The sequence below is a fragment of the Kineothrix sp. MSJ-39 genome, assembly GCF_018917935.1.
Classification (GTDB): Bacteria; Bacillota; Clostridia; order Lachnospirales; family Lachnospiraceae; genus CAG-194.
On the sequence record NZ_JAHLPN010000013.1, the window covers coordinates 86,164 to 97,962 of the forward strand.

Consider the following 11,799-nt stretch of genomic DNA (forward strand, 5'->3'; position numbering starts at 1 on the left):
TTATCTACCCATATACAGTCTGCCAAACGCTTCCCTGAGCGACCCGGTCTGCGTCTGTTCCATGATCTCTGCAGGGCTTCCTTCGATCATGATCTTTCCTTGATCGATCATGATGATGCGGTCACATAAAAACTGTGCTTCCTCCAGATAATGTGTTGAATACAGCACGGTCTTTCCTGCTTCCTTCTGTTGTTTCATAAAGGTAACGATCGCATCTGAACTCAGGATATCCAGTCCAAGCGTCGGTTCATCAAATATGTAAATAGCAGGAGAATGGATCAGACAACGGGCGATCGAAGCACGCTGCGTCTGGCCGGTTGAAAGCTTTTCAATGCGGTTATCAATAAAAGCTCCCATATCCAGCACCTGTATGATCTCTTCTATCCGGTTTTCCACGGCTTCCTTTGACATGCCGTAGATCTCGCCCAGCATACGGAGCATCTCACGTGTCGAAAGCCTGTGATACAGCTTTGTATTGCCGGAAAGATAGCCGATGTTCTGCTTGATCCGCACCGGATCCGTCATCTGCTCTCCCGCTTCATCTGTCAGGATCACACGCCCTTCCGTTGGCTCCATCAGTGTACCGAGCATCCGGAGAAGCGTGGTCTTACCGGCTCCGTTCGGCCCTAAAATCCCAACGATTTCTCCCTGCGTAACAGAAAACGAGATATGATCCACTGCATAAAATTCTTCTTTTTTGGTCTGCTTTTTCTTCTGTTTTGCCTGCCCGCTTTCCGCTGCATCGGGCTGCACCGTTCTGGTGAACTTTTTAGTGAGATTTTCTACTGTTATCATGCTTTTCCAGCCACCTTTCCCACAGATCCGGCCGTCTTTCCTTCGTCCGCTCCATGGACTGCTCCAGACGCCACTTTTCCACATTTGCATGGTGCCCCGACAAAAGGATCGGCGGGACTTTTTTCCCATGCCATTCCTCCGGTCTGGAATACTGCGGATATTCCAGAAGACCATCCGTAAATGATTCCGTCTGTGCACTGTCTTCATTATTCAGAACGCCCGGTACCAGACGGGAAATCGTATCAATCATGACCATCGCCGGAAGCTCTCCGCCTGTCAGCACATAATCTCCGATGGAAAGATAGTCTGTGACAACTTCTTCCAGCACTCTTTCATCAATGCCTTCATAATGGCCGCAGAGGAAAATCAGTTCTTCTTCCTGCGAAAGCTCCTGCGCCTTTTCCTGCGTAAACGTCTGTCCCTGCGGCGTCATGTAAATGACTCTGGTCGGTTTGTCTCCCTTTACCGCCATACAGGCATCATATACAGGCTGTGCCTGCATGAGCATGCCCGCTCCGCCGCCATACGGATAATCGTCTACTTTTCCGTGTTTTTCCGTTGTATAATCCCTGATATTGACTGCATTGATGGAAAGCAGCCCTTTCGCCGCAGCCCTTCCGATAATACTTGTGTTGAGTCCCTGTTCTACCATTTCAGGGAATAAAGTTAAAATGTGAAATTTCATATTATTTCCTTTCGCATGTTGTCTATAACCTGCTTTGCAGGTTATTTGGTCGCACATTTGCTTCGCAAATATGTGACAAGCGATGCATGACATTTAAAATGACAGTGGATTTCCACCGGCGGCACTTCCCGCTTCATTCTGCGACTTGGAAAGCCTTTTGCTTTCTGCTGCATAGGAAACTGCCAGTGTCATCCAGATTGCAGATACGATCGTAACCGGCCAAAGACTGATCTTCAGTACCATGGCAAGCACTGTAAATACTGTCCACAAAGTAAGGCAGAGGTAATTCGTCACCTTATATGCATGGAATGCTGCCTTATAGATCATCTGCTGTTCCATTTCATCGCAGCTTTCGATCCACTTCTTCTGGAACTTCATATCATATACACTGCCTGACTTCTCCGGATTGACGATTTTTAAAAAATCCACTGCATTTTTCTGCTGTGTAACCGATGCAACGATTGTAACGATCAACATGATCAGTGCAAACAACAGCATCAGATGACTCATTCCATCATAATAAATATCCGCATAAAAAGAAACCGAAAAACTGAAATAATTGAAAATTGTGACATAAGAAATGAGATTCATTCCCGTTCCGATCCGCTTATCGGACGTTTCATTCCATATTTCAAATGCTTCATCGTCATAATTCTGTGCCTGTTTCCATTCTTCTTTGCTCTTTTTCAGTGCCCATGCCATATAACCAAAAGCAATGACAGATACGATCAGCATCAATACCGGCAGTCCGTTTCCGGCGATCGTTCCGATCCGTTCTCCCAGCCATGCTGCCATCTCTCCTTTATCATATCCGCTTTGCAGCCACGTGCCAAACCCTCCAAGGAAACCGCCCAGCAGGCAGGCACAGCATATAATGGCGATAAACGGTCCCTTTGCTTTTTTATTCTGTTGTATATTTTCCTGTTCTTTTGTCATCATTTCATTTTCTGTTTTCATACCCTATTCCTCTTCTTCATACTGAAAAATATCTTCTACCTTTGCATTGCATACTTTTGCGATCTTCAGTGCCAGTGTGACCGACGGCGAATAATCGCCACGCTCAATCTGGCTGATCGTCTGCCTCGATGTCCCGACCAGCTGTCCCATCTGCTGCTGGTTCACATCCAGCCGGACACGGTATTCCTTCAAGTGATTCCTGAGTGGCATATTCCCGATCTCCTTTCCTATCATTTATTATGACAAGTATTTTTATCATTATGACAATTTCTTTTTTCATTTTGACAACTATCTTTGTCATGCATTAAATATATCACTGACAACTATTCTTGTCAAGAATAATTTACACATAAATGTAAATAAATTTAAATTATGATACAATCTGCATTTACCACAGAGACGAGATACGCTCTGCGAATCTCGCTCTGATTAGCGGTCGTCAAATGCATCGCATAAATGCGTGCATTTTCCTCGTCGCCATAACAAAAAACCGGGAAGCGTCTATGTTTTCCAAACACAAACCACTTCCCGGCATATTTTACTTCTCTATCACTTTTTCACTTCTCATCACAGAATATTCGGTTATCAACCTTCATCGAGCAGCCCCGGCAGTACATATACCTGCATCGTTCTCTGTTCCATATCGACGGAAAGAATGCAGTCTTTGATCGCCGGAAGCAATACTTCACCGCCATCTGCCAATGCCACAACATACACATCATTTGCACCTGTCTGCAGTACATCGCTGATGCTGCCAAGCTCTGTCCCATCCTCTTTAGTCACTGTCATTCCGATCAGATCCGCAATAAAATACTCATCTTTTTTCAGCTTTACCGCATTTTCTCTCGTCACATACAGATTTTTCTTCACAAATTTCTCTATCTCATTGATATTGTCATATCCCTTAAATTTCAAGATCACAAACTGTTTAAAAAACTTAACCGATTCCACTTCCAGATCCAGCTTGTCACGTCCCAGATCCAGGATCAGACGGATCCCCTTTTTAAATCGGCTGACATCATCCGTCAGCGGAAATACTTTCACTTCTCCCCGGATGCCATGTGTCTGTGTAATGGCTCCTACCTGTAATAAATCTTCCATTCGTTTTCCTCACTTTATATCATAGAAAAATCCCATAAATTTTCTATGATATGAACAGAGCAGAATGATACTCTCATTCTGCTCATTGATTCACGTACTTATCAGATGATTTCCACATCCACTTTCTTATTGTCTCCTAAAGAGGCTGCCTTGACTACAGAACGGATTGCTTTTGCAATTCTTCCCTGTTTTCCAATGACCTTGCCCATATCGGAAGCAGCAACATGAAGTTCGATCGTTACATTCTTTCCTTCTTCTTTTTCTGTTACTACCACTTCGTCAGGATTGTCAACAAGAGCTTTAGCGATTACTTCCACTAATTCTTTCATAATCCACACCTCCAAAGTGTCATGACAAAACTAGCACTTATTTCTGGATGCCAGCCTGTTTGAAGATCTTGTTAACTGCTGCAGTTGGCTGTGCGCCGGTTGCAAGCCATTTCTTAGCTAACTCCTCATTTACTTTGCATGTGCTTGGATCTGTGTTAGGATCAAAAGTACCGATTTCTTCGATGAATCTACCATCTCTAGGTGCTCTGGAATCTGCTACGATGATTCTGTAGTAAGGAGCTTTCTTCTGTCCCATTCTTCTTAATCTGATTTTTACTGCCATTTCTTTTTCCTCCACATAAACTTCATCCTGTCCGGATGTTTTTCTTTTTGAAACCCGTACCGGATTATCCGATCCGGGAAACTACACATTTCTTATTTATATAAATTAAAATGGTAATTTCATACCGCCAAAACCGCCGAATCCTCTGCGGCCTTTTTTGCCTCCCATCATACCGGGAAGCTGCTTCATCATCTTCTGGCTCTGTTCAAACTGCTTGATGAAGCGGTTTACAACTGCGATGTCCACACCTGCGCCTTTTGCGATCCTGTGTTTTCTGCTCGGATTTAAGAGCTTCGGATTCTGTCTTTCCTCCACTGTCATGGAAAGAACAATCGCTTCCATACGTGCCATCTGCTTCTCATCAATGGCTCCTTCCAGATCTGCGCCGCTGATCCCCATACCGGGCATCATGCTCAAAATAGAAGAAAGACCTCCCATTTTACGCATCTGCTTCATGCTTTCCAGGTAATCCTCAAAGTCGAATTTACCCTTCTTCATCTTGGCAGCCATCTGCTTTTCTTTTTCCTCATCGATGTCCATGCTTTCCTGCGCTTTTTCGATCAGTGTCAGCACATCACCCATTCCGAGGATTCTGTTTGCCATACGATCCGGATAAAACTGCTCCAGATCGGAAAGCTTCTCACCCATACCTGCGTAGAAGATCGGTTTACCGGTCACAGCCTTAACGGATAATGCTGCACCGCCTCTGGAATCGCCATCCATCTTGGACAGGATCACACCGTCGATCCCGACTTTTTCATCAAACTCTTTTGCGACATTGACCGCATCCTGACCGGTCATGACATCGACAACCAGTATTGTCTGATGTACTTCTACGTTTTCCTTGATCTCTTTCAGCTCTGTCATCATCTGCTCATCAATATGCAGACGACCGGCTGTATCAAGGATCACCAGATTATGTCCATTCTTCTGTGCATGCTCGATTGCTGCTTTTGCAATGTCAACCGGGCTCTGGTTCTCTCCCATGGAGAAGACATCCACGCCCTGTTTCTCACCGTTGACCTGCAACTGTTTGATCGCTGCCGGTCTGTATACATCACATGCTACCAGAAGACATTTTTTTCCTTTTTGTTTAAACTTGCCTGCGAGCTTTGCAGTTGTTGTCGTCTTACCTGCACCCTGCAGACCACACATCATCAGCACCGTAATGGCTTTTCCGGGCTGAAGCTGTATTTCGGCAGATTCACTTCCCATCAGCGCGATCAGTTCTTCATTTACGATCTTGATCACCATCTGACCGGGATTTAAACCATTCATGACATCCGCACCAATGGCTCTTTCTTCTACCGTCTTGATGAACTGCTTTACGACCTTGAAGTTGACATCGGCTTCCAAAAGTGCCATCTTGACTTCTTTCAGAGCTGCCTTGACATCTTCTTCCGTCAGACGACCTTTACTGCGGAGATTTTTGAATACGTTCTGCAGTTTTTCCGTTAAACTTTCAAATGCCATGTATTATAGCTCCTCTAAAATCTCATCTGCGATCCTGTGTACCTCGGAAAGCTGCTCTGTTTCCTTCATGTCGTGCAAAAGTCCTTTGATCTTTGTGAACTTCTCAACCAGATGAAGCTTTTCCTCATAACCGAGCAGTATCTTGTCACACCGCTTCAGCAAATCGTGTATACCCTGTCTGGATACTTCATAAGCATCCGCAAGCTCGGAAAGAGACATATCATTATAGACCGCATCTTCATAAACGGCTCTCTGATGCTCCGTCAGAAGATCTCCGTAGAAATCATATAAAAGTCCCTGTTCAACGATTTTTTCCATAGTTTCACCTGCCACGCATGGACTATCATACTACAGCGCAAATGAGGTGTCAAGTATTTTTTCTTGACACCCCAGGATTATCTTATATATCTACAACATCAAAATCCACAAAGGAAAAATAATCATCCTGCCAGATTACATAACAGTTGTAGCCGCTGCTGTAATACTTAATCCCCTCGATTCCTGCCTCTCTACAACAGGCAGCCACAAAATTAGGCAAAAGATACTCTTTCTTTATTTTATCACTGTTATCACTTGCCGCTAATCTGATGTAATCAATAAAATTATTTCGTTTTGACAACCCTGCTTCCGACAGATCGATCATTTTTATGCTTCTTTTCGGTTTGATTTCTGCGACTTCAATGGCATGGGTTTTTGAGCTGCAATGCTTCTTTATTTCATTGATTGCACCCTCTTTTGTATCAGCAAAATAATAACAGCTGCTTCCGATTTCATTAAACCGTCCATGTGAACTTATATAAGGCGGTGCTTTCAGCATGTCCTGCTCCAAATAGAAATGATACGGTTTCTCTTCTCCCTCTATAGGCCGCGCATGATAAAATACATCGCAGTCAAAATCAATAAACGTGTTCCAGCTTTGTATAATCTCATAAATATGCTTTCCTACCGGATGATTGACCGCAAAAGTTTTATTATCAACCAGCTTACTTATGAATAATATCAGCTGTGGAACCGTAATATCAGCAAACAGCTCTATCGAAGATGCAATGACCGTAATGGTTCTGGCTTCTACTTTTTTCTCCGGTTCCTCTGCATGATAAAACTTCCGGTCCTTTGTGTCATACAAAAGATCCTCTGCTTCTGCAACCCTCTTTGCAGCCTTTTTACTGAGTTTCCTCACAGTAGTCTTAACACCATAAGGCAGATCATACTTATAATAATCCGGAACAAATTTTAATATGGCAATATTTTGTGCATTCATACTTCTCTGCACAATACTTGTCAGCCCCATCATCTCCTGCCAGCTTTTATTCATCTGTCTGACATATTCATTTACGGCAGCGGATGCGTCTCCTAAAACACCTTCCTGCAGTGCTTTTACTTCCTTCGTTTTTGCCTGCACCTGCAATGCAGTCGACAATCCGCTTCTATATGCAGGGCAATCGAACATCCCCTGCTTTTGCATATTCAGGATCTGCGGAACAGCCACAGTACTTAGGGCAGTTTGCGCGACATCAATAGCGCCCGTCTGCCCAAGCTGCTGTACCTGTTCTATTGCCGGTTTTAACGGCTGTACTATCTGTTGTATCATCTGCGCCGTTTTTATTAAATCGTATATATCACTCATTTTTCTCCCTCTTATTTATATAACATCTATGTTCCGCCCTCTGTATTTCCTATTATACAATATGTAATCTCATTGCGCACTTATTTCAGGCGGGATCCGTAAATGTTTTCTATTGTATGGCTTTTGCTTTTTATTTTGTTACTTAAATTAACATTTTTACTCCATTTTTTCATTTTTTCTTTTTATTTTATATTTTTTCATCATTATCTATTGCATAATAATATTAACAGTGCTATTCTACAGAAGATTTCAATATTGAAACAATTTCAAAATAATGTTATTTATAATAACTAATAGGGAAAGGGGATTTTCAAATGAAAAAATTATCCACAGCAATTCTTGCTGAAATTGTTGAAACCAAAAGAAAAGCTGCCAAAATGACGCAGGCACAGCTTGCAGAGAAAACCGGCATTAACAGAGCACAGCTTTCAAGACTGGAACAGGAAGATTACTATCCTTCCATTCCCCAGTTGGAAGCACTCGGCGAAACACTTGACTTCGATCTGGACGATGTATTTATCAATGCAACCAGCAAGAAAATCGAGTCTCCGTCACCGCTCAATATCGCAGTAGCGGGAACAGGTTATGTAGGACTTTCCATTGCCACACTGCTTGCACAGCATAATCATGTCACAGCCGTTGATGTGATCCCGGAAAAGGTCGAAATGCTCAACAACCGCAAATCTCCGATTCAGGATGATTATATTGAAAAATATCTGGCTGAAAAAGATCTTGATCTGACTGCCACACTGGATGGTGCAGCAGCTTATAAAAATGCCGATTTCGTTGTCATTGCAACCCCAACAAACTACGACAGCAAGATGAATTACTTCGATACTTCTCTTGTTGAAGATGTGATCAAGCTTGTGCTTTCTGTCAATCAGAATGCCATTATGGTCATCAAATCAACCATTCCCGTCGGCTTCACAAAATCTGTCAGAGAAAAATACAACACAAAAAATATTATCTTCAGTCCGGAATTCCTGCGTGAATCCAAGGCATTATATGACAACCTCTATCCAAGCCGTATTATCGTATCGACCGATAAAGAAGATGAACGACTTGTAGAAAAATCACACCAGTTCGCTGCTCTTCTGCAGGAAGGGGCACTCAAGGAAAATATCGATACTTTATTTATGGGATTTACAGAAGCGGAGGCAGTGAAACTGTTTGCCAACACTTATCTGGCACTCCGCGTCTCCTACTTCAATGAGCTGGATACTTATGCAGAAATGAAAGGGCTGAATACCGAGGATATTATTGACGGTGTCTGTCTGGATCCACGTATCGGAACACACTACAACAATCCAAGCTTTGGATACGGTGGTTACTGTCTGCCCAAGGATACCAAACAACTCCTTGCCAACTACAATGATGTACCGCAAAATATGATGAGCGCGATCGTGGAAAGCAATAAGACAAGAAAAGATTTCATTGCTGATCGTGTTCTTGAGATGGCCGGCTATTATGGCTATGACCATTCCAACACATACAGCTCCGATCTTGAAAAAGATGTTACGATCGGGGTATACCGTCTGACCATGAAAAGTAATTCCGATAATTTCCGTCAATCTTCTATTCAGGGCGTTATGAAACGTATTAAAGCAAAGGGTGCCAAAGTCATTATCTTTGAGCCTACCTTAAAAGACGGTGATACATTCTTCGGCAGTGAAATTGTCAATAATCTGGAAAAATTCAAAGCGCAATCCCATGCGATCATTGCCAACCGTTATGACAGCTGTCTTGACGATGTAAAAGAGAAAGTTTATACACGCGATCTGTTCAGAAGAGATTAATAATAATTTACCGGAGCCGGATATTTCTATCCGGCTCCATTTTGAATCGTTTATATCTTATCCTCATCCGGTATTTAGCTTAATGACATTTTCCCACCACTTTTAAAATATAAGCATATAAAGTATTTTTGAATTCTTTATATAATAGGATTCGGGAAACACTTAGTTTCTTACCTTTAGAATACTTTGCAATGCATTCCTCTAAGATTTTTATATCTTCCATGATGGTTTTCTCTTCAAGCAATTTCTGCATATAGATAATATAAAGGCATTTTTGAAGCGTAACATCTTTCCCTGATTTTCTATACTCAGATTCAATTTCATAATAAGTATGAATCAGCTTTACTACCTCTGAAAAATCTATTTTTTCTTCATCAAAAATTTCATCGTAATATTTATCAAACAAATACCTTTTTTGGTTGGTTGCACGATCCGGATAACCTTTATACGCATATAATATCTGAGCCACTTTTTCCATTCCAATACGATGCTCATATTCTTTATCTGATCTTCCAACATCTCCATTTTTTCTAACATAAAGGATATTGTGTTCTTCAAGGAATTTCTCCAGCTTAAACTGCAGGTTACTAACAGATTTTAAATCGATAGATGAAATCGCATTTTGACTATTCGTATACTCAGAGATATCATTTTTTAAGTTAGGATCCATTTCTGTCTGAAATATTCTGACTAAAATCTCAGCACTTCCCAACTGATTTTCATCAAAATCATTCTTGGCGTACTCATATATACTTCGTAGCGTTTGTCCCCCGTTTACAATTTGAAAACCGGATATCTCAACAGATGTTTTTCTTTTACCATTAATTGGTCGTGCTGTAATTTTCTGTGCTGTAATGGTAATGCCGTTATTATACATAAAAAACTTATTCGGTTCATTTTTGATTGTCTTAATTATGTTTTTGTTATATTTGGTTTCGCCGAGATAGCCTCGCACATTATCAAACAATAAATCCATCTTAAGTTTCTGATCTTTCAGTTTCTCATATTCAATTGTAGTATCATTCCTAAATTGATCGTTAATGCATGTGATTCGTATAACATCAGCAAGAGTCAGCTTTACAAGATAAGATTTTGAGGTCGAAAGCGAATCCATTTCATATGTCATAACAGCCTCTTGATCCACAATGAATTTTGCCGAAATATCCGTTGGGACATTAGAAATGAATTCTACTATATCATCTAATGCTAAAGACACAATATCTAAATCATAGATTTCTTCTAAACTTTTGGCACTTGTATCCTCGAGTTTAACTGGTAATGGTTCATTTGAAACGATATATAATTTCATATGCCATATATCATCAGAATCTAAGCATTTTATTATCTGCTTCGTTTTTTCAAGAGTTATCCCATTTAATCCGGCAGTTGATGATGCTTGTATATAACTTAACAGTTTCATAGAATCCGTTATTGCACCAAAGCTCTGTGATCTATCCGGATTAAATTCATTCCTATGTTTAAAATTAAAAAAATTGATTATCTGATTATCATGATCAATATATATTGCATCTATCCCCTGATCATCATTTTGCAGATGTTTTACCTGCGAACAATACTCATTATCAATAATCATGTCATCTAAAACACTTGTATCCGTAATATTGGTTATACATTCTAACGCCAGAAAATAGAATCCAAACCTGGCTCGCATATTATCGTCAACATGTTCATCCAAATTCAAAAACTTCGCATAATTTTTTGATTTTATTTTTACCAATTTAAAATCATTTTTTGAAGCCATCTGATTTCCTCCATAAGTACTTATATTTCATGTAATTAATCTTGTAATTTCAAAAGTGCCCTCAGTCGTTCCACCTCTGCTGCAAGAGCATCTGCTCTTTGGCGTTCTTTCTCTGTATTCCGGCGCTCAGACGCTATCCCCTGTTCTATTCCTTCACTCTTTCCAGCGTTATATTCGGTAAGCAGGCTTCTTTCGTAATCTTCTCTTGCCTCACATTGCATACGGATCTTTTCATCTTCACTTAATTTTTTCATTGTTACAACCATGTTTTCGAATACCTCCTCTCCGCTTGCCAACTGCTCCAGTTCTTCCAAAGTCTCTGCTTTGAATATACTTGCCCATTTCAGAAGCTTTTTATTAGTTCCCGGTTCCAGCTTTGCTTTCTCAAGCTGCGTCAGGTCAAGCACCTTTATACAAAGCTTGTCAGAATATAAATAGCCATCTTCCACATCCAGGATCTGGTACTGCGCCATAAATTTGGGATGCTCCTCAAACAGTGTAAAATCCAGGATTCCGATATGATACGCCGGGAGCAGCATATCATAACCTTGTCCACTCTTTAGATTGTCATAGGCTCTTGCCCAATATAAAAGTGAACGATTTGTCCAATGGGTCTGCTTATAGACCTGCAGCTCGATTGGATTTTCGATATGGCAGCTCTCGATTTCTGCCTCGTCAATCTCCATAAGCGTTGCCAAAAGATTGCGAAGTACCCCTTCATTCTTCTGCAACACTGCATGGAACATATAGTCGTTCCTCATTCCGTAAAATTTTCTTTTCTCTGCCATTTGGTAGACCTCCTTCGTTTGCCGCAGGAGTACTGCCATCCTCTGGATCGCATTGCATAAAATCTACAAATAAATGGCTCTAATTGAATATTCCTGTGCGGTGAAACCGCATGTCCGGAGTGACGGAAACCGTCAGTCCGGCACACGGAAACCGCTAGGTGCGAGTTTACTCGCGTAATGTTTTATCTAAACCATAGACCTCT

13 protein-coding genes are annotated in these 11,799 nt (G+C 41.3%); 1 reads left to right on the forward strand and 12 read right to left on the reverse strand.

Translation table 11 applies throughout. The features are described 5' to 3' along the window. From KQI22_RS09595 to KQI22_RS09640, 10 genes are all read right to left on the reverse strand, one after another. Positions 1-795, reverse strand: coding sequence for an ABC transporter ATP-binding protein (locus KQI22_RS09595; RefSeq protein ID WP_216551849.1), 795 nt, complete (start codon positions 793-795; stop codon positions 1-3). Continuing rightward, entirely contained in the window at positions 770-1,480 is a 711-nt protein-coding gene (gene trmD / locus KQI22_RS09600) for a tRNA (guanosine(37)-N1)-methyltransferase TrmD (RefSeq protein WP_216551850.1), read from the reverse strand. Before trmD ends, KQI22_RS09595 begins: the two co-directional genes overlap by 26 nt. Before the next feature lie 93 nt (positions 1,481-1,573). After that, positions 1,574-2,437 carry a DUF3169 family protein gene (locus KQI22_RS09605; protein ID WP_216551851.1) on the reverse strand — a complete coding sequence of 288 codons (864 nt, stop codon included), beginning with the start codon at positions 2,435-2,437 and terminating at the stop codon, positions 1,574-1,576. Positions 2,438-2,440: 3 nt separating this feature from the next. Next, entirely contained in the window at positions 2,441-2,647 is a 207-nt protein-coding gene (locus KQI22_RS09610) for a helix-turn-helix transcriptional regulator (protein ID WP_216551852.1), read from the reverse strand. A gap of 375 nt (positions 2,648-3,022) precedes the next feature. Further along, complete coding sequence (gene rimM, locus KQI22_RS09615) at positions 3,023-3,538, reverse strand: ribosome maturation factor RimM (RefSeq protein WP_216551853.1); 516 nt, start codon at positions 3,536-3,538, stop codon at positions 3,023-3,025. A gap of 101 nt (positions 3,539-3,639) precedes the next feature. Further along, a complete protein-coding gene (locus KQI22_RS09620; RefSeq protein WP_022004756.1) occupies positions 3,640-3,867 on the reverse strand; it encodes a KH domain-containing protein in 228 nt (75 codons plus the stop codon). 37 nt (positions 3,868-3,904) lie between these two features. Then, positions 3,905-4,150, reverse strand: a complete 246-nt coding sequence (rpsP, locus tag KQI22_RS09625) for a 30S ribosomal protein S16 (protein WP_022004755.1) — start codon at positions 4,148-4,150, stop codon at positions 3,905-3,907. 105 nt (positions 4,151-4,255) lie between these two features. After that, entirely contained in the window at positions 4,256-5,623 is a 1,368-nt protein-coding gene (gene ffh / locus KQI22_RS09630) for a signal recognition particle protein (RefSeq protein ID WP_216551854.1), read from the reverse strand. Between the two features lie 3 nt (positions 5,624-5,626). Further along, positions 5,627-5,941 (reverse strand): YlxM family DNA-binding protein, encoded by a 315-nt coding sequence (gene ylxM, locus KQI22_RS09635; protein ID WP_216551855.1) that lies wholly within the window; start codon positions 5,939-5,941, stop codon positions 5,627-5,629. Positions 5,942-6,023: 82 nt separating this feature from the next. Continuing rightward, on the reverse strand, positions 6,024-7,250 hold the full coding sequence (locus tag KQI22_RS09640) for an RES domain-containing protein (protein ID WP_216551856.1): 1,227 nt from the start codon (positions 7,248-7,250) through the stop codon (positions 6,024-6,026). A gap of 314 nt (positions 7,251-7,564) precedes the next feature. On the opposite strand from KQI22_RS09640, the gene KQI22_RS09645 reads away from it, so the two are divergent. Next, positions 7,565-9,046: a nucleotide sugar dehydrogenase gene (locus tag KQI22_RS09645; RefSeq protein WP_216551857.1), complete on the forward strand. Its 1,482-nt coding sequence runs from the start codon at positions 7,565-7,567 to the stop codon at positions 9,044-9,046. 79 nt (positions 9,047-9,125) lie between these two features. Here the strand turns inward: KQI22_RS09645 and KQI22_RS09650 are convergent, their stop codons facing one another. After that, the gene (locus tag KQI22_RS09650) at positions 9,126-10,808 is read right to left on the reverse strand and encodes an AIPR family protein (protein WP_216551858.1); all 1,683 of its coding nucleotides are present in this window, start codon (positions 10,806-10,808) and stop codon (positions 9,126-9,128) included. Positions 10,809-10,843: 35 nt separating this feature from the next. Continuing rightward, a complete protein-coding gene (locus tag KQI22_RS09655) occupies positions 10,844-11,596 on the reverse strand; it encodes an Rpn family recombination-promoting nuclease/putative transposase (RefSeq protein WP_216551859.1) in 753 nt (250 codons plus the stop codon). Between the last annotated feature and the right edge of the window lie 203 nt (positions 11,597-11,799).

Excerpts from the sequence above, each read along its gene's own strand:
- KQI22_RS09595 (WP_216551849.1), bottom strand. The coding sequence starts at position 795 with ATGATAACAGTAGAAAATCTCACTAAAAAGTTCACCAGAACGGTGCAG.
- trmD (WP_216551850.1), bottom strand. The coding sequence starts at position 1,480 with ATGAAATTTCACATTTTAACTTTATTCCCTGAAATGGTAGAACAGGGA.
- KQI22_RS09605 (WP_216551851.1), bottom strand. The coding sequence starts at position 2,437 with ATGAAAACAGAAAATGAAATGATGACAAAAGAACAGGAAAATATACAA.
- KQI22_RS09610 (WP_216551852.1), bottom strand. The coding sequence starts at position 2,647 with ATGCCACTCAGGAATCACTTGAAGGAATACCGTGTCCGGCTGGATGTG.
- rimM (WP_216551853.1), bottom strand. The coding sequence starts at position 3,538 with ATGGAAGATTTATTACAGGTAGGAGCCATTACACAGACACATGGCATC.
- KQI22_RS09620 (WP_022004756.1), bottom strand. The coding sequence starts at position 3,867 with ATGAAAGAATTAGTGGAAGTAATCGCTAAAGCTCTTGTTGACAATCCT.
- rpsP (WP_022004755.1), bottom strand. The coding sequence starts at position 4,150 with ATGGCAGTAAAAATCAGATTAAGAAGAATGGGACAGAAGAAAGCTCCT.
- ffh (WP_216551854.1), bottom strand. The coding sequence starts at position 5,623 with ATGGCATTTGAAAGTTTAACGGAAAAACTGCAGAACGTATTCAAAAAT.
- ylxM (WP_216551855.1), bottom strand. The coding sequence starts at position 5,941 with ATGGAAAAAATCGTTGAACAGGGACTTTTATATGATTTCTACGGAGAT.
- KQI22_RS09640 (WP_216551856.1), bottom strand. The coding sequence starts at position 7,250 with ATGAGTGATATATACGATTTAATAAAAACGGCGCAGATGATACAACAG.
- KQI22_RS09645 (WP_216551857.1), top strand. The coding sequence starts at position 7,565 with ATGAAAAAATTATCCACAGCAATTCTTGCTGAAATTGTTGAAACCAAA.
- KQI22_RS09650 (WP_216551858.1), bottom strand. The coding sequence starts at position 10,808 with ATGGCTTCAAAAAATGATTTTAAATTGGTAAAAATAAAATCAAAAAAT.
- KQI22_RS09655 (WP_216551859.1), bottom strand. The coding sequence starts at position 11,596 with ATGGCAGAGAAAAGAAAATTTTACGGAATGAGGAACGACTATATGTTC.